This window comes from Streptomyces sp. NPDC001231 (assembly GCF_042896885.1).
Lineage (GTDB): Bacteria > Actinomycetota > Actinomycetes > Streptomycetales > Streptomycetaceae > Streptomyces.
Window position 1 is genome coordinate 46,006 of the sequence record NZ_JBIAXS010000026.1, and the last position, 22,511, is coordinate 68,516.

General features: G+C 71.6%; 22 protein-coding genes and 1 pseudogene. 10 read left to right on the forward strand and 13 right to left on the reverse strand.

Annotated features, from left to right (window positions below; translation table 11 throughout):
* Positions 1 to 82 precede the first annotated feature (82 nt).
* Together ACFY3J_RS28100 and ACFY3J_RS28105 are read right to left on the reverse strand one after the other, a co-directional pair.
* The gene (locus ACFY3J_RS28100) at positions 83 to 1,642 is read right to left on the reverse strand and encodes an LCP family protein (protein WP_390841992.1); all 1,560 of its coding nucleotides are present in this window, start codon (positions 1,640 to 1,642) and stop codon (positions 83 to 85) included.
* Positions 1,643 to 1,788: 146 nt separating this feature from the next.
* Positions 1,789 to 2,022: a hypothetical protein gene (locus ACFY3J_RS28105; protein WP_384184587.1), complete on the reverse strand. Its 234-nt coding sequence runs from the start codon at positions 2,020 to 2,022 to the stop codon at positions 1,789 to 1,791.
* A gap of 148 nt (positions 2,023 to 2,170) precedes the next feature.
* On the opposite strand from ACFY3J_RS28105, the gene ACFY3J_RS28110 reads away from it, so the two are divergent.
* Together ACFY3J_RS28110 and ftsW are read left to right on the forward strand one after the other, a co-directional pair.
* Positions 2,171 to 2,389, forward strand: coding sequence for a hypothetical protein (locus ACFY3J_RS28110; RefSeq protein ID WP_384184590.1), 219 nt, complete (start codon positions 2,171 to 2,173; stop codon positions 2,387 to 2,389).
* 276 nt (positions 2,390 to 2,665) lie between these two features.
* Positions 2,666 to 3,898, forward strand: a complete 1,233-nt coding sequence (gene ftsW, locus ACFY3J_RS28115; RefSeq protein ID WP_384184593.1) for a putative lipid II flippase FtsW — start codon at positions 2,666 to 2,668, stop codon at positions 3,896 to 3,898.
* A 10-nt stretch (positions 3,899 to 3,908) separates the two neighbouring features.
* Here ftsW and ACFY3J_RS28120 read toward each other — a convergent pair.
* A pseudogene (locus ACFY3J_RS28120) lies at positions 3,909 to 4,142 on the reverse strand (FtsW/RodA/SpoVE family cell cycle protein); the annotation flags it as partial.
* 236 nt (positions 4,143 to 4,378) lie between these two features.
* On the opposite strand from ACFY3J_RS28120, the gene ACFY3J_RS28125 reads away from it, so the two are divergent.
* Both ACFY3J_RS28125 and ACFY3J_RS28130 read left to right on the forward strand, forming a co-directional pair.
* On the forward strand, positions 4,379 to 6,217 hold the full coding sequence (locus ACFY3J_RS28125) for a phosphatidylglycerol lysyltransferase domain-containing protein (protein ID WP_390842012.1): 1,839 nt from the start codon (positions 4,379 to 4,381) through the stop codon (positions 6,215 to 6,217).
* A gap of 4 nt (positions 6,218 to 6,221) precedes the next feature.
* The gene (locus ACFY3J_RS28130; RefSeq protein ID WP_384184595.1) at positions 6,222 to 6,602 is read left to right on the forward strand and encodes an ArsR/SmtB family transcription factor; all 381 of its coding nucleotides are present in this window, start codon (positions 6,222 to 6,224) and stop codon (positions 6,600 to 6,602) included.
* Between the two features lie 49 nt (positions 6,603 to 6,651).
* On the opposite strand, the gene ACFY3J_RS28135 is transcribed toward ACFY3J_RS28130, so the two are convergent.
* From ACFY3J_RS28135 to ACFY3J_RS28145, 3 genes are all read right to left on the reverse strand, one after another.
* Complete coding sequence (locus ACFY3J_RS28135; RefSeq protein ID WP_384184598.1) at positions 6,652 to 6,777, reverse strand: hypothetical protein; 126 nt, start codon at positions 6,775 to 6,777, stop codon at positions 6,652 to 6,654.
* A 143-nt stretch (positions 6,778 to 6,920) separates the two neighbouring features.
* Positions 6,921 to 7,622: a hypothetical protein gene (locus ACFY3J_RS28140; RefSeq protein ID WP_384184600.1), complete on the reverse strand. Its 702-nt coding sequence runs from the start codon at positions 7,620 to 7,622 to the stop codon at positions 6,921 to 6,923.
* On the reverse strand, positions 7,619 to 8,047 hold the full coding sequence (locus ACFY3J_RS28145) for an ATP-binding protein (RefSeq protein ID WP_384184603.1): 429 nt from the start codon (positions 8,045 to 8,047) through the stop codon (positions 7,619 to 7,621). Before ACFY3J_RS28145 ends, ACFY3J_RS28140 begins: the two co-directional genes overlap by 4 nt.
* 1,148 nt (positions 8,048 to 9,195) lie before the next feature.
* On the opposite strand from ACFY3J_RS28145, the gene ACFY3J_RS28150 reads away from it, so the two are divergent.
* The 4 genes from ACFY3J_RS28150 (at position 9,196) to ACFY3J_RS28165 (ending at position 11,346) form a co-directional block, all read left to right on the forward strand.
* Positions 9,196 to 9,492, forward strand: a complete 297-nt coding sequence (locus ACFY3J_RS28150) for a plastocyanin/azurin family copper-binding protein (protein WP_384184605.1) — start codon at positions 9,196 to 9,198, stop codon at positions 9,490 to 9,492.
* Positions 9,489 to 10,502, forward strand: coding sequence for a metallophosphoesterase family protein (locus tag ACFY3J_RS28155; protein ID WP_390841993.1), 1,014 nt, complete (start codon positions 9,489 to 9,491; stop codon positions 10,500 to 10,502). The genes ACFY3J_RS28150 and ACFY3J_RS28155 overlap by 4 nt, the downstream gene beginning before the upstream one ends.
* The gene (locus ACFY3J_RS28160; RefSeq protein ID WP_384184610.1) at positions 10,499 to 10,951 is read left to right on the forward strand and encodes a hypothetical protein; all 453 of its coding nucleotides are present in this window, start codon (positions 10,499 to 10,501) and stop codon (positions 10,949 to 10,951) included. The genes ACFY3J_RS28155 and ACFY3J_RS28160 overlap by 4 nt, the downstream gene beginning before the upstream one ends.
* A 92-nt stretch (positions 10,952 to 11,043) precedes the next feature.
* On the forward strand, positions 11,044 to 11,346 hold the full coding sequence (locus ACFY3J_RS28165; RefSeq protein ID WP_390841994.1) for a hypothetical protein: 303 nt from the start codon (positions 11,044 to 11,046) through the stop codon (positions 11,344 to 11,346).
* Between the two features lie 246 nt (positions 11,347 to 11,592).
* Here the strand turns inward: ACFY3J_RS28165 and ACFY3J_RS28170 are convergent, their stop codons facing one another.
* On the reverse strand, positions 11,593 to 12,327 hold the full coding sequence (locus ACFY3J_RS28170) for an ABC transporter permease (protein ID WP_390841995.1): 735 nt from the start codon (positions 12,325 to 12,327) through the stop codon (positions 11,593 to 11,595).
* A 2-nt stretch (positions 12,328 to 12,329) separates the two neighbouring features.
* Positions 12,330 to 13,271, reverse strand: coding sequence for an ABC transporter ATP-binding protein (locus ACFY3J_RS28175; protein WP_384184618.1), 942 nt, complete (start codon positions 13,269 to 13,271; stop codon positions 12,330 to 12,332).
* Positions 13,272 to 13,379: 108 nt separating this feature from the next.
* Here ACFY3J_RS28175 and ACFY3J_RS28180 point away from each other — a divergent pair, with 108 nt between their 5' ends.
* Entirely contained in the window at positions 13,380 to 14,594 is a 1,215-nt protein-coding gene (locus ACFY3J_RS28180) for a sensor histidine kinase (RefSeq protein ID WP_390841996.1), read from the forward strand.
* Positions 14,595 to 14,608: 14 nt separating this feature from the next.
* Complete coding sequence (locus ACFY3J_RS28185) at positions 14,609 to 15,271, forward strand: response regulator (protein ID WP_384184624.1); 663 nt, start codon at positions 14,609 to 14,611, stop codon at positions 15,269 to 15,271.
* An 85-nt stretch (positions 15,272 to 15,356) separates the two neighbouring features.
* Here ACFY3J_RS28185 and ACFY3J_RS28190 read toward each other — a convergent pair whose 3' ends face one another.
* The 5 genes from ACFY3J_RS28190 to ACFY3J_RS28210 all read right to left on the reverse strand — a co-directional run bounded on the left by ACFY3J_RS28190 (position 15,357) and on the right by ACFY3J_RS28210 (position 22,431).
* The gene (locus ACFY3J_RS28190) at positions 15,357 to 17,540 is read right to left on the reverse strand and encodes a discoidin domain-containing protein (RefSeq protein ID WP_384184627.1); all 2,184 of its coding nucleotides are present in this window, start codon (positions 17,538 to 17,540) and stop codon (positions 15,357 to 15,359) included.
* Positions 17,541 to 17,609: 69 nt separating this feature from the next.
* Positions 17,610 to 19,217 (reverse strand): glycoside hydrolase family 13 protein, encoded by a 1,608-nt coding sequence (locus tag ACFY3J_RS28195; RefSeq protein WP_390841997.1) that lies wholly within the window; start codon positions 19,215 to 19,217, stop codon positions 17,610 to 17,612.
* A gap of 30 nt (positions 19,218 to 19,247) precedes the next feature.
* On the reverse strand, positions 19,248 to 20,123 hold the full coding sequence (locus ACFY3J_RS28200) for a carbohydrate ABC transporter permease (RefSeq protein WP_390841998.1): 876 nt from the start codon (positions 20,121 to 20,123) through the stop codon (positions 19,248 to 19,250).
* A complete protein-coding gene (locus ACFY3J_RS28205; protein ID WP_390841999.1) occupies positions 20,120 to 21,073 on the reverse strand; it encodes a carbohydrate ABC transporter permease in 954 nt (317 codons plus the stop codon). The genes ACFY3J_RS28200 and ACFY3J_RS28205 overlap by 4 nt, the downstream gene beginning before the upstream one ends.
* Positions 21,074 to 21,078: 5 nt before the next feature.
* Positions 21,079 to 22,431 carry an ABC transporter substrate-binding protein gene (locus tag ACFY3J_RS28210; RefSeq protein ID WP_390842000.1) on the reverse strand — a complete coding sequence of 451 codons (1,353 nt, stop codon included), beginning with the start codon at positions 22,429 to 22,431 and terminating at the stop codon, positions 21,079 to 21,081.
* Positions 22,432 to 22,511 lie beyond the last annotated feature (80 nt).

A 22,511-nucleotide genomic window follows, 5' to 3' on the forward strand; every position in this document is an offset into this window, starting at 1 on the left:
CGAGGGCCGCACCCGCGAGAGCGGGTGCGGCCCTTCGCTGTCGGTTGCCGGGCGGACCGCGCGCCGCGCCGGCGCGCCCGCCCTACCCGTAGGACAGGTTGGAGCACAGGTCGTCGTCGGCCGAGCGGGCGTCCGCCGCCACCGACGTGGGCACGGAGGTCGGCTCGGCCGAGGCGCCGTCCGCGGCGGCCGTGAAGTCCTCGCCCAGGACCACGTTGATGCCCGGGCCGGTCAGGGCCTGGAGTTCGGCTCCGGGGAAGAGCTTGGTGACCGTCTCGGCCTCGGCCTGCCGGCCGGGACCGTACTGGATGAGGGTGGTGGCGTGGTTCTGGCTGCCCGCGTTCCCGGTGCCGGTGACGGTGAAGCCGCGTCCGGTGAGGACGGAGGCGCCGCGGGTGGCGAGGCCGGGGGTGGTGGTGCCGTTGTAGACACCCACGTCGATGCCCTTCCCCAGGTCCTTCTGACCGGCTTCCGGGGATTCGGAGGCGCCCGGCTGGCCCTCCTTGCTCTTCTTGCTCTTCTTGCCGCCGGCGTCCTTGCCGTCGATGGTGCGGTCGGCCCTGAGCGCCGCCCACAGTTCGGAGGCGTCCGGCTCCACGATGGCGACCCGCGCACCCTCATAGCGCCACGGGATGGTGACGAACTTGGTGTTGTGCAGGTCGACGTCCTTCAGCGACATCGTGAACGACAGCAGTTTGTCGGCCGAGCCCAGACCGGGGTCCACGGTGAGCGACTTGGTGGCGGCATCGGCGAGGGGGAACAGCTTGGTCGGGGTGAACCCGTCGGCCTTGACCTTCTTGATGAGGCCGGCGACGAACGCCTGCTGGCGCTTGATCCGGCCTATGTCGGAACCGTCGCCGATGCCGTGCCGGATGCGGACCCAGTCCAGCGCCTGCTGTCCGGCGACGGTCTGCTCGCCCTTGGCGAACAGCAGTGAGCCGCGGGAGGCCCGGTTGGGGTTGAGGTCCTTCTGGTACACGTCCTGCGGCACGCACACCGGCACCCCGCCCACCACGTCGGTGAGCGCGGCGAATCCCTTGAAGTCGACGACGACGGTGTGGTCCACGCGCAGCCCGGTGAGGTGCTCGACCGTGTTCTGGCTGCAGGCGGGGTTGCCCTCGGCGGTGTTGCCCACGGAGTACGCGGCGTTGAACATCGTGTTCGGCTGCGGCTCGGTCCAGCCGCCGTCGGGGAGCTTGCAGGGCGGGATGGTGACCAGGGTGTCCCGGGGGATGGACACGGCGAGGGCGTGCCGGTGGTCGGCGTAGACGTGCAGCAGGAACGCGGTGTCGGAGCGGCCGATGTCGTCCTTGCTGCCGCCGCCGAGCGCGTCGTTGCCGCCCACACGCGCGTCGGAGCCGATGACCAGGACGTTCTCACCCTTGGACGAGCCGGCCTCGGGCCGGTCGCTGGACAGGCCGTCGGCGCCGAAGGTGTTGATGTTGCCGTTGAGCTTCAGATAGAGCCAACCCAGACCCGCCGTGCCGAGCACCACCAGGGACAACGCCATGACAAGGGTCGTCCGCGCGCGCGTACGTCCGCCGCGGCCGCCGGAGGCGCGGCGTCGGGAACCGCCCCGGCGCTGGGGCGGGACGCCCCTGCTCCGGCGGCGCGAAGGAGCGGTCTTGTGGCTGGTCGTCATGCGCGCACCCTCATCCGTCGTACTCGTACGGAGGGGACGCCTGGCCCCACCCAATGGTTGTACGTTTGCGCAATGTAGCAATAGTTGGCGAGAGAACTCCGCGACGGGGTGCGCGACCGGCCCGCACCCCGATCCGATGGGACCGGTCAGGGACTGGCCACGTCGAAGCCGTACCGCAGGGGCTCGCCCTTCACGCGCGGGTCGCGGCGGTACACGTACACCCCCTCCACGCGCATGCCGCCCCGCGGCGCCTCCGCCTGACAGGGAAACGACACCTGAAGCACCCACGGCCGCCCGGCGACCTTGACCCGCGTCCCGTCCGCCGGCCCGCCCACGAGCACCGCGGCCTCCCACCCCATCACGCCACCACCAGATTCCATGGAGGACAGTTTACGGGTTGCGCAATCGTTGACCCGAGGAGATTTCCCGCCCACCGGGGATTCGGGGTGGGGAGCCGTCGGACTCATGATCCGCCATCCCCCTTGCCCCGCTGGCGAATTGGGGACCTGACCGGGGAAGATGGGCGGCGTGAGCCATCCTGCCGACATCGTCATGGTTACCGAGGAGGACGGCCGGGAGGATCTGGAACGCCACCTGGCCCGCTTCCGGGCCCGCCGCCCCGGCCGCGCCCCCCTGGGCCCCGAGGACACCGCCCGCCTCCTGCTGGAGGGTGGGCCACGGACCACGGGCCGCGGACCACGCCGGCTCTGGAACCCGTTCCGGCGCGGTCGCGCGCCGCACTCCTGACGGGACGGCGGGACGACCACGATGACAGCACGTTCCCCGCGGCCGGGGCCGCGGGCCCACTCACGCGTGCCGCGAAACGACGATTCGCCACCGGCACCGGAGCGCCGCGCCCCGGTGGACCGTTCCCGCGGCTCTACGGTTGCGCATGTGCGCAATTCACAGAGTGTCCGCGCGGAGAAACGCGTGCCGGGCGCCCCGTCGGCACGTGGACGCCGGCAGGCCCCGCCGCGGGCCCCGGAACCGGCGGGCCGGCCGCGCGGCGGGCGTGCGAGACGGGTGCCCGGCCGCACCGCGCTCCCACGCCGCGCCCACGCGCGGCTGCGGCGGGCCTGGGACCGGCCGCTCACCGGCTACTACCTGGTGGCGGGCAGTGCCGCGCTGATCGCCGGCCTGGGGCTGGTGATGGTGTTCTCCTCCTCGCAGATCCAGGCGCTGCGCTCCGGCCTGCCGCCGACCTACTATCTGCGTCGGCAGATCGTGGCCGCGGTGATCGGCGCGGCGCTGGCGGTGCCGGCCGCCCGCATGCCGGTGAAGGCGCACCGGCGGCTGGCCCATCCGCTGCTGGCCGGGTCCGTGCTGCTGCTGGCGCTGGTGCAGGTGCCGGCGCTGGGGCGGACCGTCAACGGCAACACCAACTGGCTGGACCTGGGCGGGCCGTTCGTGCTCCAGCCCAGCGAGTTCGCCAAGGCCGCGTTCATCGTGTGGGGCGCGGACCTGCTGGCCCGCAAGCAGCGGCACAAGCTGCTGGACCAGTGGAAGCACCTGCTCGTGCCGCTGGTGCCCGGTGCCCTGCTGCTGCTGGGACTGATGATGCTCGGCGGGGACATGGGGACCGCGGTCATCCTGTGCGCCGTGCTGTTCGGTCTGCTGTGGCTGGCCGGTGCGCCGCTGCGGCTCTTCGGGGCCGCCCTGACGGGCACGGCGCTCCTGGCCACCGTACTGATCGTGACCGCCCCGCACCGGGTGTCGCGGTTCGCCTGCCTCGGCGCGAGCGACCCGGGCCCGAACGACCAGTGCTGGCAGGTGGTGCACGGCCTGTACGCGCTGTCGACGGGCGGCCTGTTCGGCAACGGAATCGGCGCGAGCGTGGAGAAGTGGGGCCAACTGCCCGAGCCGCACACCGACTTCATCTTCGCCGTCACCGGGGAGGAACTGGGTCTGTTCGGCACCCTGTCCGTACTGACCCTGTTCGCCGCGCTGTTCGCGGGCGGCCTGCGCATCGCCACCCGCCGCAACGACCCCTTCGTCCGCCTGGCGACCGGTGGCATCGTCACCTGGCTCGCGGCGCAGACCTTCATCAACCTCGGCGGCGTCCTGGGGCTGGTGCCCGTCGCGGGCGTGCCCCTGCCCCTGTTCTCCTACGGCGGCAGCTCGCTGATCGCCACCCTGTACGCGGTGGGGCTCCTGCTCGCCGCCGCCCGCAGCGAACCCGCTGTGCGTACGGCGCTGGAGGGTCGCCGGCGCCGGGTTCGCCCGACCCTGCCGCGCCTCCCGTGGCGCCGCCGCTGAGGCTCTGCGGTCAGGCGGACAGCGGGCGTTGCAGACGGATGCCCTGGAGGATGCCCACGGCGATCCAGCCGGCGAACATCGACGAGCCGCCGTAGCTGACGAACGGAAGCGGCAGTCCGGTGACCGGCATGATGCCGAGGTTCATGCCGATGTTCTCGAACGCCTGGAAGGCCAGCCAGGCCGCGATCCCGGTCGCGGCCACCGTTCCGTACAGGTCGGGGCAGGCGCGGGCGATGCGCAGGGCGTGCTCTCCTTCGTTCTGGTTCGCTCTGGTTCGATTCGGCGCACTCCGGCGCACTCCGGTTCGCCCCGGCCGCGCCCCGGCCGTCTGTCCCGGGTCCCGCACGGCACGGAACGCCATCATCGCCCAGTTGCGCAATTCGTTGAGTGAAGCACGCCGAAGGGTTGCGTGTTCACCGGCCGCCGCCCGTGGTCACACCTGCTCAGCAGGCTCTACGCTGGCCCCTCGTGAAGGACTCCGTGACCACCGACGAAGGCTCCTCGCGGAACCGTCTTCGCGCCGTCTCGTACCGACGAGTGCCCGCCGTGGCCGGCTACCTGTGCCTGCTCGTGGGCGTGCTCGACGTCGCGGGGGCGATCTTCCCGCGTATGCGGCACGGGCGGGTGCACACCCTGGCCGTGGCCCTGCCCGGGGCCGTGTCCACCCTGGCCACCGCCGCCTCGCTGATCGTGGGCGTGCTGATGGTGATGCTGGCGCACGCCCTGCGGCGCCGGAAGCGGCGGGCCTGGCGGGCGGTGATGATCCTGCTGCCCACGGGCGCGGCACTGCAACTGCTGCGCTGGCACCAGCATGTGCCCGGCGTCGTCACGGTGCTGCTGTTCGTGCTGCTGCTCGTCGCCCGCCGGGAGTTCTACGCGCTGTCCGACCCGCGCACCCGGTGGCGGGCGGTGTGGAACTTCCTCCTGCTGAGCGCCTTCAGCTTCGGCGCCGGACTGCTGATCGTCGGCGCGCACCCCAGGAAGGTCGTCGCGGCCTCGCTGTCCGACCGGATCCAGCACGTCGCCTACGGCCTGATCGGCATCGAGGGACCGGTGCACTACTCCAGCGAGCGCACCAGCGACCTCGTGTACTTCTCGCTCGCCGGGCTCGGCCTGCTCACCGCGGCCACCACCCTCTACCTCGCGCTGCGCCCCTCCACACCCGTACCCGTGCTCGGCGACGACGAGGAGCGGCGGCTGCGCGCCCTGCTGGAGCGCCACGGTGAGCGGGACTCGCTGGGCTACTTCGCGCTGCGCCGCGACAAGAACGTGCTCTTCTCCCCCACCGGAAAGGCGGCGATCGCCTACCGGGTGGTGTCCGGCGTGATGCTCGCGGGCGGCGACCCGATCGGCGACGTGGAGGCCTGGCCGGGCGCCATCAAGGAGTTCATGGACACCGCCGCCCGGCACGCCTGGGTCCCCGCGGTGATGGGGTGCAGCGAGACCGGCGGCGAGGTGTGGACCCGCGAAGCGGGCCTGAACGCCCTGGAGATCGGCGACGAGGCCGTCGTCGACACCGGCGCCTTCACCCTGTCCGGGCGGCCGATGCGCAATGTCCGGCAGATGGTCAACCGCATCGAACGGGGCGGCTACAGCTGCCGCATCCGCCGCGTGCGCGACCTGTCCGAGCGGGAGACCGAGCAGATCCGCGCGGCGGCGGCCGCCTGGCGCGGCACCGAGGTGGAACGCGGCTTCTCCATGGCCCTCGGCCGCTTCGGCGAGGTCGGCGACGGTGACTGCGTGGTCGTCACCGCCCACAAGGAACCGGACGCCGGCGCCCCCGCGCCCGGCGGGGACATCCGCGCGGTCCTGCACTTCGTGCCCTGGGGCCGGGACGGGATCTCCCTGGAGCTGATGCGCCGCGACCGCACCGCCGACCCCGGTCTGAACGAACTCCTCATCGTCAAGGCCCTCCAGCAGGCCCCCGACCTCGGTGTCGGCCGGGTCTCGCTGAACTTCGCGATGTTCCGCGCCGCCCTCGCCCGCGGTGAACGCCTGGGCGCCGGACCGGCCCTGCGCGCCTGGCGCGGCCTGCTGCTGTTCCTCTCCCGCTGGTTCCAGATCGAATCGCTGTACAAGTTCAACGCCAAGTTCCAGCCCCGGTGGGAGCCGAGGTTCCTGGTCTATCCCACGGCCCGGGACCTGCTCCGCATCAGCCTGGCCGCGCTCCAGGCCGAGGCGTTCCTCAATCTGTCCTGGCCCGCCCCGTGGCGGCGGAAGCCCCGGCGGCCGGAGCCCGCGCCCATGCTCGCGGAGGCGACGCCCGCCGAGGCGGAGCCCGCCACGTTCGAACCGCCCGGAGGACCGCCGGTACCCTAGTTGCATGGATGCGCAAGGAAAGGTGTGGGACGCCCAGGCGGCGGACCGGACGATGACGGTGCTCAAGGCGGTGGCGGACCCCTCCCGCTACCGGCTCCTGTGGGCGCTCAGCCACGGTGAACAGCCGGTGAGCGAGCTGGCCCGGATGCTGGGCGCCCACGTGGCCGCGACGTCCCAGCACCTGGCCAGACTCCGGGCGGCCGGTCTGGTGACCACACGCCGCGAGGGCACGCGCATCTTCTACCGGGCCGCGGGAGTGCGCCCCCTGCTGGAGGCCGCGCACCTCGCGGGCACCGAGGGCGACGGCCCGGGAACCGGCGACCCCGGCGGCGAGGAGAGCGCGCTCTCACCCTGGCGGGCGGCCGCCGCCAACCCGGTGCTCTGACGCCGCCCGGCCCTGGGCGGCACCCCGTGAGGCGGCCGCCCCGCGGTGCTCAGGCGGTCGCCAGCAGCGGTTCGCCGTCGGCCGGGCGGATGTTCTCGGTGGCCGGAAGGGTGTTGATCGCCATGGCAGGTCCAAGCTGTGGGGTGCGGAGTACGGGTGGGGCGGGGTGCGGCATGGGCGCACTGCGCGACTGTCGCCTGGTCGCCGGGATCCTGATCGTCCACAGGATCGTCGAGGGGGCGCTCGGCCGGTGACCCCGCCAACGGTCTTCACACGGCGGCGACTTCGCGGCGCCTCTTCCTGTCGAATCGGGACGGTTCAGGCGCCGGGCCGCCCCGCGGATGCCCAGGCGGCGTACTCCTGGCGGACGTAGCGGCGGCGGCTGGGGCCGAGCGTGATGGCGTCGGGTTGATACGGCCCGGCCACCAGGTCGGGTCGGCGGCGGTCGTACCGCAGGAGTTGTTCGGCGGTTTGCGTGGCGGCGCCGACCGGACCAGGGTCGGGGCTCTCCAGGGCCATACGGTCCATGAGGGCTGCCCGGCGCAGCAGCCGGACGCGTTCGGCGACCGCGGCGTCGACCGGCGGGCCGGTGACGGTCCTGGCCTGGCGGCCGTCGCGCTCGGCCCCGAGGGCAAGCACCTGGTGCATTTCGCGACGCAGGTCGGGCGCGTTCGCGTACGCCTCGTGCGGGGGCGGGGCCTCGATGTCCTCGCCGGTGTTCGGGGCGACGTCCTCCCCCGATACGCCACGGCGGGCGCCACAGCGTGTACACGGCACCGTGTCGTGGCCCAGGCCACCGCGGTCGAGGGCCGGCGGGTTCACCAGGGGCCGCACGGGCCCCCGGGCCGGGGCTGGACAGCCGTCGACGGGGCACGGCCTGTGGGTCGCGAAGGCCCGCTCGCGGGGGTCGTCGGGTGATCCTGCGCCGCGGCGGCCCCCGGTGACCGGCGGCCGGCGCATCGCCGCGGTGCGGGGCCCGGCGAAGGGCGGCGGCTCGCACGGGAATTCGGGGGCGGTCATGCCGAGCACCTCAGGCAGGCGCGGACTTCGCGGCCGCCGCGCGTCTGGTGGACCTCGGTCGACTGTGCGAGGTACTGGACGATGCCGGTGCCGCGGCCGTGCTCGTCCGGGGCGATGTCGGGGCGACGGCGCTCCACGGCCGTTCCGGAGTCACTGACCACGATGTGCAGGGTGCCGTGGTCGAGGACGAGCCGCAGCGTCATGCGCTCGCGGCCGTACTGGGCGGCGTTGGCCGCGAGTTCGTCGACGATGAGAACGGCGGAGTCCCGCTGGCTCTCGGGGACACACCAGGTCTCCAGCAGATCGGCCGCGAAGTGACGAGCGGCGGAGACGTGCGCCTCCTGCGCGGGCAGGGCGAGCAGCGCCTCGTGGTGGCAACGCCGGGAGATCGGTGGGCTCGGGCGGGGGGAATCGGTTACGAACATGGTCTTCTGACTCTTCTGTGCATGTGCGGAGACCGGAACGTGGAGACCGTCGACGCATTCGAAGGGCGGTCGGTAAGCCGGATCCTGCATCGGAGCGTTCATTTCGTTCCACGGCCGGCACCTGCCGGACGGTTCGAGCGATTCACTCCTTTTGCTCCACTTCTTGCTGGTCAGGTCAAGACCGGCGGAGGACTGAGCTCGTTCACCTTGGCCAGGAAAGCCGAGGCCACCGGTCGTTGGGCGACCGGCCCTACTCCTGCGGCCCGCAGGAGAGAAGCGGGCCGGAGTCCCGTGAACGACGGTGGTCCGGTGCGCCAGGAGTCCGCCCGACTCAGGGCCGAGCGGACCCCCGGCGATCTCACACCCGGACCGTGACCAGCCGGCCGGAGGGCATCTTGCTCCGCACTCACGGTCGCCGCCTCCTGCCTGGCATGGTCATGGTTCGACACCCCGTCCCCGCAGCGACAGCGCCCGGAGGGCGACACGGTCCGCGGAGCGATCCGGATCGGCTCTTGGGTCACGTTTTCGGGAGCTCCAGGGCATAAAACGATCACGCCCATATGCGCCGCTTTACCTTGTGACGCACCGCACAGGATGGCGACCCTCCGTGAGCGCCACCAGGGCCACGTATGCCGGAACGCCGGAGGGACGGCCGATCTGCGGCGACCCAAAGAAAGTGCCGCGAAAAGTGCGCATCGACCGAACCGCACGCCCCCCGCCGTCCGTGGAGTCAGACAAAGGCCGACATACGCGGCATCCGTCTCCCGCACTCGAAGCCGCTCTCGGCCCGCGGTCGGGGAACTGCCGTTTACCGCCTGCGACTTCGCTTCGCTTGCGCGCACTCGGCAGGCGCAGTCCCCATCTCAACCTGATCGTGAGGAACGAACAGCATGTACCCGCACCTTCGTACACCAGGCCGGCGATCACGCGCTGCGGCTGGGCTTGCCGTCGCCACCGTCGCCACCGTCGGCGCGCTGGGACTCCTGAGCGCATGCGGCCAGTCGTCGCACTCCTCGTCCACCCATGCCGGTGCCATCACCCCGGGACAGGGTCAGCACCAGACGGCCGGCATGCCCGGTGCCTCCGGACCGGGAAACGCGGCGGGCTCCGCTCCCGGTGCCTCACCCATGCCCAGCACGAGCATGCCCATGAGCCCTCCGAGCACCAGTACGCCGGCCACGCCGGTGGCCGGGAGCGCCGTGGCGATCAAGAACTTCGCGTTCTCCCCGGCCACGCTGAAGGTCAAAGCGGGCACGACGGTGACCTGGACCAACCAGGACACCGACGCCCACACCGTCACCAGCGGCGGATCGGGCGGCCCGCTGCATTCGCCTGCCCTGGCCACTCACGCCACGTACAGCCACCGGTTCACACAGCCCGGCACTTACCACTACCTCTGCACCATCCATCCGTTCATGACCGCCACCGTGGAGGTGACCCGATGACCGAGTACCACGCCCCTCACCAAGGATCACCGCTCGGTGGCAACGAACCGCCCGCAGCCGAACACGGCATGTCCCGGCGCCAACTCCTGCGGCACGCGGGGTGGTTCGGCGGGGCCGTGGTGCTGACCGTGGCCAGTGGAGAAGTGATCAGCCACATCGCCGACACCCGCGGCACCGCCGGGACCACCGCCGGAACCGCCGCCGCGGGAGCCGGCACGACGGCGAGCGGCGCCCTGCGGTTCGTGCAGGTCTCCGACAGCCACATCGGCTTCCAGGGTCCGGCGAACATGGACGTGGCCGGCTCCTTCTCGGAGGCGATCCACCAGGTCAACTCACTCGGTTTCCGGCCCGACTTCGTCATGCACAGCGGCGATCTGACCCACCTGTCCACGTCCTCGCAGTTCGACCAGGTCAGGCAGATGATGACGAGGATGCGGACCGACCGCGTCTTCACCGTGCCCGGCGAGCACGACTCCATAGGCGACGCGGGACGCGCCTACCGGCAGACCTTCGGCAAGGGCACGCTCGGCGACGGCTGGTACAGCTTCGACACCCACGGCGTGCACTTCATCGCCCTGGTCAACACCCTGAGCCTGGAGAAGCTCGGTCATCTCGGCAACGAGCAGATCGAGTTCGTCCGCAGGGACCTCGCGGGGCTGCCGCCGGACACGCCCATCGTGGTCTTCAGCCACATCCCCCTGTTCGCCATGTACCCGCAGTGGGGCTGGAGCACGGACGACGCCTTGCGCGTCATCGCGCTCCTGCGCCGCTTCTCCTCCGTGACCTGCCTCAACGGGCATGTCCACCAGCTGTTCACCAAGACGGAGGGCAACATCACCTTCCACTCCGCCACCACCACGGCCTACCCGCTGCCCAAGCCCGGCCGGGCCCCCGCCCCGACTCCGCAGGTCGTACCCGCCCGGCAGCTCAAGGACGCACTCGGCATCCGCACCGTGGGCTACCGGCAGGGCGACCGGAACCTGGCGATCAAGGACGAGAGGCTGACATGACCCTCGGAAGGCTCCTCGCCCCTGCCCTGCGTGTCGCGATCGCCGCCACGCTCGCCGGGAGCGGATACATCCACGCCCGCCTCTACATCGACGAGTACCGCTTCATCCACGTCGTGGGCCCCCTGTTCCTGCTCCAGGCGAGCGTCTCCTTCGCGGTCGCCGCGCTGCTGCTGATCGGGATGCCACCGCTGCTGAAGCTCGCCGCCGCGGGTGTGGCGCTGGGCGCCCTCGGCGGCTTCGCCGCCTCCCGCACCGTGGGCGTCTTCGGATTCACCGAACACGGCCTGCAGCCCGCTCCACAGGCCCTGCTCAGCATCCTGGCCGAAACCGCCACGCTGCTGCTCCTCGCCATCTGGCAGGCAGTCGTGACCAGGCAACACCGCGCTGCCCGGCCTCCCCTCAGGGCACCCGTCTGGGACTGGGGCACTGCCCGCACACCGCCCAAGTGAACCACCACGAAGCCGCCCGGAATGCCGAACCCCTGGGCGTCCCCGGAACCAAGAACCCCTGGGCGTTCCCGGAACCAAGGAGTATCCACCCCATGCCACCGCAACCGCGCCCCGCAACCGCCGGGCCGAGTCCGCGTCTGCGCGAACTGAGGGACATCGTGCGCGCCGTGCTCGGCCTGGACGACGACACCGCCGTCATCATCCGCCAATTCACGTACACCGAACCCGGCCACCCACCACTGGAAACCGTCGTCACCGTGCTGCCCATGGACGGCGACGCCCGCCGCTGGACACTCCACCGCCCCACTGACCGCATCACCGAGCACGACCTACGGGCCGCCCTGCTCCACCACCGGCCGAACCGACCGGAACCGTGCTGCCGCCCCGCGGTGTGAGGTCGGGCGGTGTCACGGCGGGCAAGAAGGCGGTCGCGGCGAAGTGGCAGCGCTGGAAATCCCAGCGCTGCCCGGCCCCAACGCCGTGCCCGACTTCGCGAACCCCGGGCAGATGGCGGCTCCTCCGCAAGCTCGGGTGCTCCACCACCCGCATCACGAGCCTCGGTCCGAGCCGCCCTCTGCCTGCGTCCGGCCGGCTCGGACCGAGGTCGGAAAAGGCTCCGGTCGGGGCCCCGGGCCCGGGCGTCACGCGTCGCGCCGGCGTACCGCCCACCAGCCGGCCAGCAGCGCGGCCGCCGCCCACAGCGCCGTCACCGCGAGCCCCGTCCAGGGGCCGAGGCCGCCCGCCGCCTCTTCGTGCAGGACCTGTTGTCCGGCCCGGTCCGGCAGATAGCGGGAGGCGCCCTCGGCGATGTCCCCGATCACGAAGGACACGATCAGGATGAACGGGATGAGCAGGCTGAGCACCGCGACGGCGCTGCGCAGGAGCAAGGTGAGTCCCGCGGCGAACAGGGCCATCAGGGCGAGGTAGATCCCGGCGCCGACGCAGGCCCGCAGCGCACCCGGTGTGCCGAGGCCGATGGCGTACTCCCCCAGGAACGCCTGGCCCACGAAGAAGGTGGTGAATCCGGTCGCGAGCCCCACGGCGAGGGCGGCGGAACCCACGACCGCCGTCTTGGCCGCGCAGAACAGGCCCCGGCGCGGCACGGCCGACAGGGAGATCCGCAGGGCGCCGCCCGCGTACTCGGACGAGACGGCGGTGGCCCCGAAGGAGATGGCGGCGATCTGCGCGAAGTTGATCGCGTAGAAGGCTCCGAAGAGAAGGTCCTCGCCGCCGTCCGCCTCCGCCCGGCCGACGGTGGAGTAGACGAGCAGGGTGATGGCCAGGGTGGCGGCGAAGACCGCGATGAGCGAGCCGAAGCTCGCCCGGACCGACCTGATCTTGATCCACTCGGAGTGGAGAACGGCGGTGACGGACATGGTCACACCTCCTGCGGTGCGGTCGGGGACGCGGTGGCCGCGGCGGCGAACTCGGCCTCGCCGGTCGTGAGGGCGAGATAGGCCTGCTCCAGGGAGGCCCGTTCGTCGGTGAGTTCGAGAACCGGGATGCCTTCGCGGGCGGCGACGGCTCCGACCTGCTCGGCTCTGGCGCCGTCGACCACCAGCGGGCCGCCGTCGCCGTCCGCCACCGTGTATCCCTCGGCCAGCAGCACGGCCCGCAGCCGGGCGGGGGCGCCGGCGCGCACCCGGACGCGCGGGTGGCTGTGCTGTTCGATGAAGTCCTCCATGGAGGTGTCGGCGAGGAGCCGGCCCCGGCCGAGCACGACGAGGTGGTCGGCGAAGGCCGCGGTCTCGTTCATCAGATGGCTGGAGACCAGGACCGTGCGGCCCTCCCGGGCCAGCCGGCGCAGCAACTCGCGGATCCAGACGATCCCTTCCGGGTCGAGGCCGTTGGCGGGTTCGTCCAGCATGAGGACGGGCGGGTCCCCGAGGAGCGCGGCGGCGACGCCGAGGCGCTGGCGCATGCCGAGCGAGAAGGTGCGGATGCGGCGACGTGCCACCGTGGCGAGACCGGTTTCCTCGAGCACCTCGTCCACGCGGCGGGCCGGGATGCGGTTGCTGACGGCGAGGAAGCGCAGCTGGTCGCGGGCGGTACGGGAACCGTGGGCCGCCTGCGCGTCCAGCAGCGCGCCGACGGTGCGCAGAGGTTCATGCAGGGCCGTGTAGGGGCGGCCGCCCACGGTGGCGGAGCCGGCGGTGGGGCGGTCGAGGCCGAGGACGAGCCGCATGGTCGTGGACTTGCCGGCGCCGTTGGGGCCGAGGAACCCGGTGACTCGGCCCGGTTCGATGGTGCACGTCAGACGGTCGACGGCCCGGGTGCCGCCGTACTCCTTGGTGAGGCCCTGCACTTGGATGCTGGTCATGGCTTCAGCCTGGCCGGACGAGCGGGGGCCGGGCCTCCCCCGCCGGAGTAGACCGCCTCCCCCGTGCGGGGGAGCCGGCGGTCCCGCCCGCTCTGCCAGGATGGCGGCATGCCAGGCCTGCTGTCGCCGCTGACGCGTGCGGTCACCTACACCCGTTGGCTCCACCTGCTGGTAGGGGCGATCGTGCCGTTCGTCTGCGCCATGGTCTACCCGGGCCTGGTCCGCCCGACGCCCGGCGACTGGGCGCTGATCGCGGTCCTTCCCGTCCCGCTGGTCCTGGCCGCGGCCATGGTGCCCTCGATGCGCCGTGCGGAGGGTCTCCAGGCGCGGCTGATGCTGTTCCCCGGACCGCACGCGCGGGTGCGGAGCGACGAGGATCCGGAGGTTTCCGCAGCGCCGTCCACCTCGTGGACCGACCGGGTCAGAACGGGTGCCTGGATGGTGCTGCGCATGGAGGCGGGGCTCGCGGTCGCGCTGGTGTCGGGCCAGTTGATGACGCTCTCGCTGTCGCTCGTCGGGGGGGCCGTCGGGGATCCCAGCGTCGCCGACCCGCTCCTTCAGGTTCCCGGGCGCGGGTGGTGGTGCGCCCTCCTCGTACCGGTGCCCGTGCTGGTGCTGCTCGCGGTGGTCGCCGGAGCGGGTGCTCTCATGGCCCAGGTCGCCCGCCGCCTGCTCGGGCCGTCGGTCAGGGAGCGTCTGTCGGAGCTGGAGGAGCGCACCGAGCGGCTGCTGGAACGCAACCGGATCGCTCAGGAGTTGCACGACTCCCTCGGCCACGCGCTGACGCTGGCCGTGGTCCAGGCGGGTGCCGCACGGGCGGCCGCCGACCCGGAGTTCACCGACCGGGCGCTGGAGGCCATCGAGGAGACCGGCCGGGCCGCGCTGGAGGACCTGGAACAGGTTCTGCTCATGCTGCGAGACACGGGACGGCCGGCCGGCCCCCGCCCCGCCCTCGGGGAGGCGGACCGGTTGCTGGAATCCGCGCGGTCCTCGGGCGCGCGGGTCGACGCCGAGGTGACCGGGCCGTTGGAGGACGTGCCCGGACCGATCTCCCGCGAGGGCTACCGGATGCTCCAGGAGGCGCTCACCAACGTGCTCCGGCACGCGGGGCCCGTCCACGTCCGCGTACGCATCGCCGTGGAACAGGCACGGCTGCGGCTGGAGGTGCGCAATCCGCTGACCGGGGCGACCTCGGCGGCCGGCGCGGGTGGCGGCCGCGGGCTGCGCGGGATCCGTGAGCGGGCGGCGCTGCTCGGCGGCGAGGCCAAGGCGGGGCAGGACGACGGCTGGTGGCTGGTGCGCGTCGATCTGCCGCTGAGGTGATCTACGCTGGCCGGATGCCGATCACCGTTCTCCTCGTCGACGACGAACCGCTGGTACGGGCGGGCCTGCGCGCCGTGCTGGAGGCGCAGCCGGACATCGAGGTGGTGGGCGAGGCGGCCGACGGGGCCGCCGTGATCCCCCTGGTGCGGCGACTGCGCCCCGACGTCGTGGCCATGGACGTACGGATGCCGCTGATGGACGGCATCGAGGCCACCCGGGCCGTGCTGCGCACCGTGCCCGACCCCCCGAAGATCGTGGTGGTGACGACCTTCGAGAACGACGAGTACGTGTACGGGGCGCTGCGCGCGGGCGCCGACGGCTTCCTGCTCAAGCGGGCGCGGCCGGCGGAGATCGTGCACGCGGTACGGCTGGTGGCCGCGGGCGACTCGCTGCTGTTCCCGGCGGCGCTGCGGGAGTTGGCCTCGCGGTACGGCGAGGACCACGGCAACGCGGCGGCCCGGACGGCCATGGAGCGCGCCGCGCTGACCGAGCGGGAGGGGCAGGTGCTGCGCCTCATGGCGCGCGGCCTGTCGAACGCGGAGATCGCCGCCCGCCTCGTCGTGGGGACCGAGACCGTCAAGTCCCACGTGAGTTCCCTGCTGGCCAAACTCGGCGCCCGCGACCGCACCCAGGCGGTCATCGCGGCGTACGAGTCGGGGTTCGTCGCGCCGGGCTGAGGCCGGGGCGGGCGGGTGGTCCCGCGCTTCGGCGCGTGGCGGAGCCCGGTCCTGCTCCGGGCGGCGAAGCGCGGGACACCTGCGGTCACGGGGTCAGGTAGGCCTCCACTTCGCTGAACTGGCCTGCCGGCCAGCCGGTGTTGGCGCTGACGGTCAGGCGGAGCCAGCGGAGGTTGGTGTTGCTCGGCAGGGACACGGTGGCCGTGTTGCCGGTGGCCGGGTCGAAGCGGTAGCCCTGGGAGCCGACGACGGTGGAGTAGGACGAGCCGTCGGTGCTGCCCTGCACGGTGATCGTCTGGGTGCGGGCGCCCCAGGCCGACGACGGCGGCAGCTTCAGCACCAGTCGGCGTACGGGCTGGCTGGAGCCCAGGTCGACCGTCAAGGACTGCGGGAAGGCGTTGTTGGTGGACTCCCAGTAGGTGTTGGCGTTCCCGTCCACCGCGTTGCCCGGGGTGTAGACGTCCTGGGAGCCGGTGGCGGTGGCCGGGCGGCCCTTGGCGAGGTTGCGGCCCGGGTCGGGGTCGGGGTTGCCCTGGCCGGGCTGCGGCCACGTCGAGCAGTCCGACCAGGTGGAGGTCCAGCCGGAGTTGCCGCCGCCGTCGGTCAGCGCGAAGCTGCCCGAGTTGGCCGGGTAGGGGCAGTTGTAGATGCCCGCCGCGCCCACGCCGGTGGCGGTGACGCCCCGGAAGGACGCCGCGCCCTGTGCCTCGGCCTGGACGACGACCGTGCCGGTGTTCTTCACGGTCGCGCCGTCGACGGTGACGCCCTTGACCGGGTACCCGTAACCTCCGCCCGACACGAACTCGAAGGCGCTGTAGGGGCTGTCGGTGATCGTGGTGTTGGTGATGCGCACGGTGGCGTTGATGGCGCTGTCGTAGGAGTCGACGCGCAGCGCGCCCATCGGGTGGTTCCAGTTGGGGTTCATCGCGCCGGCGCGCACCAGGGTGTTGCCGTCGACGGTGATGGTGCCGGCCAGCGGCGAGAAGGGGTCGAGGAACTTCTGGTTGGAGATCGCGATGCCGCTGCCGAGGGCGTTGGTGTCGGAGATCAGGTTGTCCTTCACCGTGATGTCCGTGCCGCCGTAGATCGCGATGCCGTTGGCGAGGTTCGGCTGCGAGATGGTGTTGTTCTCGAAGCTGCTGTTGGTGTCCGGCCCGTACAGCGACCACATGGCGAGGGAGTCGTCGCCCTGGTTGCGCAGGAAGTTGTTGCGGACCTTCACGCCCTTGGCGGTGCCGTTGAGGTTGAGGCCGTCGGCGGTGGTGTCGAGGATGCGGCTGTTCTCGACGACGAGGTTGTCGTTGTTGCCGGTCAGCCACAGGCCGACCTTCAGGTGCTGGAGCCACATGCCGGAGACGGAGGAGTTCGGTCCGAGCGAGCCGTTGACGAAGTTGTCGGGGCTGGAGTCGACGCGCTCGGTGACCTCGCCGATGACCGCGAAGTCCTTGATGCGCACGTTGCCCGAGGAGCTGGACTGGTCGATGAAGCGGGAGGTGTGCACGACCGAGTACCAGCTGCCCGCGCCCTGGAGGGTGACGTTCTGGACGCCGCCGAGGGAGGAGGTGAGCCGGTAGTCGCCCGGCGGGATCCACACCACGCCGCCCTGCGCTGCGGAGATGGCGTCCCGGAAGGCCTGGGTGGAGTCGCCCTGGCCGCTGGGGTCGGCGCCCTTGGAGGTGACGGAGACCGATCCGGCGGGCTGGGAGGCGGCCGCGGCCACCTGCTCGAAGTCGGCGACGTCCACGGTGACCTGCACGTTCGCGGCCTCCACGGCGACCTTGTCGCCGGGCTGGACGTTCTGCCCCAGCAGCAACCGGGCGTTGTCGTAGAAGTGGTGCGTCCTGGCGCCGGCGATCCAGCCGGTGTCGACGTAGGAGTACTTCGAGGTGACCGCGAGCGTCTTGCTCAGCTTCGTGCCGTTGACGTACACGTTGAGCGTGCCGGACTGGCCGTCGGGGACGCTGTAGGAGACGTTCACGGCGTTGGCGGCGCGCGGCACGGTGAACTCCACGCGCTGCCCGGTGGCCAGCCGGACGGCCTGGCGTCCGGAGGCCTCGGAGGCGAGGGTGCCCTGGGTGTAGTCGGGCCCGATCTTGGTCCCGCTCGTGGTCGCGGACTCGGCCTCGACCGAGGTGAAGGGGAGGGTGGCGCCCGCCGCGGCGTGGGCGGCGGGTGCGCCGAGGGTGACGAGCATGCCGGCGGCGAGGGCGACGCTCGCCCCGATGGCCGGCAGGCGCCGGGCTGATCTGGCCCTGCTGTTCGCGTGCATGTGCTGATCCCTTCGTGGTGGGGGGTACGGGGATAGCGCGGTGCGTCGCGGCGGACGGGCTGCGCGGACTCAGGCGCGCAGCCAGACCGCCGTGTCCTGCGGGAGACGGCCGGTCTCGTCCAACGGGCCGCTGCTCAGCAGGAGTTCTGTGTGCCCGGGGAGTTCGGCGGGGGTCGCGGCGAGGTTGACGACAGAGGTCGTGCCGTCGGCGCGGGTGAAGGCGAGGACGCCGTCGGGGGCGGGCAGCCAGGTCAGGGGGGCGTCGCCGAAGGCCGGGCGGAGGCGGATCGCCTCGCGGTAGAGGGTGAGCATGGAGGAGGGGTCGCTCTGCTGCCGGTCGACGGCGTACGCGGGCCAGTCGGCGGGCTGCGGCAGCCACGGTTCCTCGTGGGAGCCGAAGCCGGCGTGGGGCGCGTCGGCCACCCACGGCAGCGGGACCCGGCAGCCGTCGCGGCCGGGGTCGGTGCCGCCGGAGCGGAAGTGCATCGGGTCCTCGACGCGGTCGAGGGGGATGTCGGCCTCGGGCAGGCCGAGTTCCTCGCCCTGGTACACGTAGACCGCGCCGGGCAGGGCGAGGGACAGCAGCGCGGCCGCGCGGGCCCGCCGGGTGCCGAGGGACAGGTCGGTGGGGGTGCCGAAGGCCTTGGCGGCGAAGTCGAAGCCGGTGTCGGCGCGGCCGTAGCGGGTGACCGTGCGGGTGACGTCGTGGTTGCACAGCACCCAGGTGGCGGGTGCCCCCACGGGGGCGTGCTCGGCGAGGGTCGTGTCGATCGAGTCCCGCAGCCGTCCGGCGTCCCAGGGACAGGACAGGAAGGAGAAGTTGAAGGCGGTGTGGAGTTCGTCGGGGCGCAGGTAGCGGGCGAAACGCTCCGGGTCGGGCAGCCACACCTCGCCGACGAAGACGCCCTCGTAGGCGTCGGCCACGGCCCGCCAGGAGCGGTAGACGTCGTGGAGTTCGTCGCGGTCGACGAACGGGTGGGGATCGCGGCCCTCGACGAAGTCCGGCAGCGCGGGGTCCTTGGCGAGCAGGGCGGCCGAGTCGATGCGGACGCCCGCGACGCCCCGCTCGAACCAGAAGCGCAGGATGTCCTCGTGCTCCTGGCGGACCGCCGGGTGGGCCCAGTTGAGGTCGGGCTGCTCGGGCGTGAACAGGTGCAGGTACCAGTCGCCGTCGGGCAGCCGGGTCCACACCGGTTCGGTGGAGCCGACGAACTGGGACGGCCAGTCGTTGGGCGGCAGTTCACCGTGCCGGCCGCGTCCGGGGCGGAAGTGGAAAAGCTCGCGTTCCGGGCTGCCCGGCGGCGCGGCGAGCGCGGCGTGGAACCACGGGTGCTGGTCGGAGACGTGGTTCGGTACGACGTCGACGATGGTGCGGATGCCCAGCTCCCGGGCCTCCGAGATCAGCTTCTCCGCCTCGGCGAGGGTTCCGAAGGCCGGGTCGATGGCCCGGTAGTCGGCGACGTCGTAGCCGCCGTCCTTCATCGGCGACAGGTACCACGGGTTGAACCACAGGGCGTCGACGCCGAGTTCGGCGAGGTACGGGAGCTTCGCGCGGACACCGGCGAGGTCACCGGTGCCGTCCCCGTCGCCGTCCGCGAAACTGCGCACGTAGATCTGGTAGATGACGGCGGAGCGCCACCAGTCGGTCTGCTTCCGGGCATGGGTGGGCTGTCCCACAGTGCGTGCCTTTCTGTCGAGGGGGCCGTGTCAGCCCTTGGTGCTGCCGGCGCTGATCCCGGCGATGATGTGCCGCTGGAAGACGAGGAACAGGGCGACCATCGGAATGCTGGCGATCACCATCGCGGCGACCAGCACGGTCAGTTGGATGTTCTGCGACAGCTGGACGAGGGCCACGCTGATCGGCTGCTTGCCGGTGTCGGAGAAGACCATCAGCGGCCACAGGAAGTCCTGCCACACGGCGACCAGGGCGAAGATCGAGACCACGCCGAGGACCGGCCGGGACATGGGCAGCACCACCGACCACAGGATGCGCAGCCGTCCGGCGCCGTCGATCTCGGCGGCCTCCAGCACGTCCCGCGGGAGCTGGTCGAAGAACCGTTTGAGGAGGTAGAGGTTGAAGGCGTTGGCGACGGCGGGCAGCCAGATCGCGAGAGGGTCGTTGAGCAGGCTCGTGTGGATCAGCGGCAGATCGGCGACCGTCAGGTACTTCGGTACGACCAGGGCCTGGGCCGGGACCATGAGGGTGGCCAGGATGCCGCCGAGGACCACCTTGCCGAAGGCGGGTCTCAGCTTGGACAGGGCGTAGGCGGCGGCGGTGCAGAACACCAGCTGGAACGCCCAGGCGCCGGCGGCCTGCACCACCGTGTTCCACAGGTGCTGCGGGAGCTGCATCAGGTCCCAGGCGTCGGTGAAGCCGTCGAGGTGCCAGCGCTTCGGCAGCAGGGTGGGCGGGGTCTGCGCGACCTCGTCCGGCGACTTCATCGCGCCGGTCGCCATCCAGTACACCGGGAAGAGGAAGGCCAGCGCGAAGAGCACGACGACACCGGTGAACACGGTCCAGTAGACGGCCTTGCCACGCGGGCGGGCCAGGACGGCCGGGGAGATCAGGGTCCGGGTGCTCATGCGTCCCCCTCGGAGCGGGTGAGCCGCAGATAGACGGCGGAGAACGCGCCGAGCAGGACCAGGAGCATCACGCTGAGCGCGCAGGCCCCGCCGAAGTCGTTGTAGAGGAAGGCGTACTTGTAGATGAGGTAGAGGACGGTGACCGTGGCGTTCTCCGGGCCGCCGCCCGTGATGACGAACGGCTCCGTGAACACCTGCATGGTGGAGATGATCTGAAGGAGCATCAGCATCAGGATGACGAACCTGGTCTGCGGGATCGTCACGTGCCGGACGCGCTGGAGGAGGTTCGCGCCGTCGAGTTCGGCGGCCTCGTACAGCTCGCCGGGGATGGACTGGAGCGCGGCCAGGTAGATCAGGACGGCGCCGCCCATGTTGGCCCAGGTCGCCACGATCACCAGGGAGACCAGGGCGGTGTCGGCGCCGTTGGTCCAGTTCGAGGTGGGCAGGTGCAGGAAGCGCAGCGCCTCGTTGGCGAGGCCGGCGCCGGGGTCGTAGAACCACTTCCACAGCAGGGCGCTCACCACCGGCGGGATCATCACCGGCAGATAGACCACGACCCGGAAGAAGGCCTTGGCATGGCGGAGTTCGTTGAGGACCAGGGCGAGGACGAACGGGACGGCGAAGCCGATGAGCAGGGCCAGCAGCGTGAAGGTGAGCGTGTTGCGCCAGGCCGCCGCGAACTCCGGGTCGTGCAGGACACGGGTGAAGTTCGCGGTGCCGACCCACTCGGGCTCGGAGCCCGGCGTGTACTTCTGGAAGGCGATCACGACCGCGCGGATCGCCGGGTACCAGGAGAACAGGGCGAAGCAGACGAGGCCGCCGAGGAGGAATCCGTAGGCGTGGAGCTGGTCGCGCAGTCGCCGCCGCCTCCGGTCCCCTGCCGGGGGCGGCGCCGGGAGGGGGCGTACGGCGACCGCCGGGGCGGATCGCCGCGCTGCCGTCTTCGTCATCGCCGTCAGCTCCGGGCCAGGATGTTGTCGATCTTGCCGGAGGCGTCCTTGAGGAGCTGGTCGATGTTGGCGTCCTTCTTGGTGAGGACGGCGGAGACGACGCCGTCGAGGACGGAGTAGATCTGCTGGGCGTTCGGCGGCTCGATCTTCAGCTGGAGGTTCTTGTTGCCGTCGAGGAAGGCCTGGTAGTTCTCCACCGGGACGTTCGCGTTGGCCTTCTTGACCTCCTGGTCCTTGGCGTCGGCGGCGCCGGTGAACAGGCGCGGTTCGGGCAGACCGACCGGGCCGTCGTTCTGCTTGGCGCGGGCGTAGTCACCGAGGAAGCCGGCGCCCGGGGTGAGGAACATGTGGTCGAGCCACTTGAGGCCGGCGCGGATCTGCTCGGGCGTCGCCTTCTTGTTGAACATGTAGCCGTCGCCGCCGATGAGCGTGCCCTTGCCGCCGGGCATCGGGGCGAGGGCCAGGTCCTTGTAGTTGCCGCCCTTCTCCTTGACCAGGATCGGGATGTTGTCGGGGGCGGAGAGGTACATGCCGAGCTTGCCCGAACCCATCATCTGCTGCACGTCGTTGATGATGAGGAGCTGCTTGCTGCCCATCGAGTCGTCGGTCCAGCGCATGTCGTGCAGGTTCTGGAGCACGGCGTGGCCCTCGGGGGTGTCGACGGTGGCCTTCTTGCCGTCGGCGTCGACGACGTCGCCGCCCTGCGAGTACAGCTCGGCGGTGAAGTGCCAGCCGCCCTGGTTCTGGGCGCTGTAGTCGGCGTAGCCGACGGTGCCGCCGCCGAGCGCGGCGATCTTCTTGGCGGCGGCGCGGACCTCCTCCCACGTGGCCGGCGGCTTGTCGGGGTCGAGTCCCGCCTTCTCGAAGAGCTTGCGGTTGTAGATCAGGCCCATCGAGTAGCCGGTGCGCGGGATGCCGTAGATCTTCCCGTCGACGGTGTAGATGTCGCGCAGCTGCTGCTGGATGGTGTCGTAGCTCTTCAACTCCTTGACGTACGGGGTGAGGTCGGCGGCCTGGTTGATGTCCACGACGTGCTTGGCGTCGGTGAAGTAGGTGTAGAAGACGTCCTCCATCTGGCCGCCGGCCAGCTTGGCGTCGAACGTCTTCGGGTCCTGGCAGGGGAAGGCGTCGTGCGCGACGACGTCGATGTCCGGGTTCCGCTTCTCGAAGGAGGCGATGTCCTCCTCGAAGAACTTCCGGTCGACCTTGGCGCTCTTGGGCGGCTCGCAGTTGACGGTGATGCGGGTCTTGCCGCCGGACGACTCGTCGTCCGACGACCCGCAGGCCGTGGCGACGAGGGCAAGGGAGGAACAGACGCCGATCGCCACGAAGGTGCGGCGGAAGCCGGTGCTTGACATCGGTGGACCCCTCTGGACAGGAGCTGTGGGCGCCGCACACTCAAGCACCGGCGACACCGCTTCGCAAGATGTCGCGCGGA

Excerpts from the sequence above, each read along its gene's own strand:
- ACFY3J_RS28100 (WP_390841992.1), bottom strand. The coding sequence starts at position 1,642 with ATGACGACCAGCCACAAGACCGCTCCTTCGCGCCGCCGGAGCAGGGGC.
- ACFY3J_RS28105 (WP_384184587.1), bottom strand. The coding sequence starts at position 2,022 with ATGGAATCTGGTGGTGGCGTGATGGGGTGGGAGGCCGCGGTGCTCGTG.
- ACFY3J_RS28130 (WP_384184595.1), top strand. The coding sequence starts at position 6,222 with ATGGATGCGCAAGGAAAGGTGTGGGACGCCCAGGCGGCGGACCGGACG.
- ACFY3J_RS28135 (WP_384184598.1), bottom strand. The coding sequence starts at position 6,777 with ATGCCGCACCCCGCCCCACCCGTACTCCGCACCCCACAGCTTGGACCT.
- ACFY3J_RS28140 (WP_384184600.1), bottom strand. The coding sequence starts at position 7,622 with ATGACCGCCCCCGAATTCCCGTGCGAGCCGCCGCCCTTCGCCGGGCCC.
- ACFY3J_RS28145 (WP_384184603.1), bottom strand. The coding sequence starts at position 8,047 with ATGTTCGTAACCGATTCCCCCCGCCCGAGCCCACCGATCTCCCGGCGT.
- ACFY3J_RS28150 (WP_384184605.1), top strand. The coding sequence starts at position 9,196 with ATGAGCCCTCCGAGCACCAGTACGCCGGCCACGCCGGTGGCCGGGAGC.
- ACFY3J_RS28155 (WP_390841993.1), top strand. The coding sequence starts at position 9,489 with ATGACCGAGTACCACGCCCCTCACCAAGGATCACCGCTCGGTGGCAAC.
- ACFY3J_RS28160 (WP_384184610.1), top strand. The coding sequence starts at position 10,499 with ATGACCCTCGGAAGGCTCCTCGCCCCTGCCCTGCGTGTCGCGATCGCC.
- ACFY3J_RS28165 (WP_390841994.1), top strand. The coding sequence starts at position 11,044 with ATGCCACCGCAACCGCGCCCCGCAACCGCCGGGCCGAGTCCGCGTCTG.
- ACFY3J_RS28170 (WP_390841995.1), bottom strand. The coding sequence starts at position 12,327 with ATGTCCGTCACCGCCGTTCTCCACTCCGAGTGGATCAAGATCAGGTCG.
- ACFY3J_RS28175 (WP_384184618.1), bottom strand. The coding sequence starts at position 13,271 with ATGACCAGCATCCAAGTGCAGGGCCTCACCAAGGAGTACGGCGGCACC.
- ACFY3J_RS28180 (WP_390841996.1), top strand. The coding sequence starts at position 13,380 with ATGCCAGGCCTGCTGTCGCCGCTGACGCGTGCGGTCACCTACACCCGT.
- ACFY3J_RS28185 (WP_384184624.1), top strand. The coding sequence starts at position 14,609 with ATGCCGATCACCGTTCTCCTCGTCGACGACGAACCGCTGGTACGGGCG.
- ACFY3J_RS28190 (WP_384184627.1), bottom strand. The coding sequence starts at position 17,540 with ATGCACGCGAACAGCAGGGCCAGATCAGCCCGGCGCCTGCCGGCCATC.
- ACFY3J_RS28200 (WP_390841998.1), bottom strand. The coding sequence starts at position 20,123 with ATGAGCACCCGGACCCTGATCTCCCCGGCCGTCCTGGCCCGCCCGCGT.
- ACFY3J_RS28205 (WP_390841999.1), bottom strand. The coding sequence starts at position 21,073 with ATGACGAAGACGGCAGCGCGGCGATCCGCCCCGGCGGTCGCCGTACGC.
- ACFY3J_RS28210 (WP_390842000.1), bottom strand. The coding sequence starts at position 22,431 with ATGTCAAGCACCGGCTTCCGCCGCACCTTCGTGGCGATCGGCGTCTGT.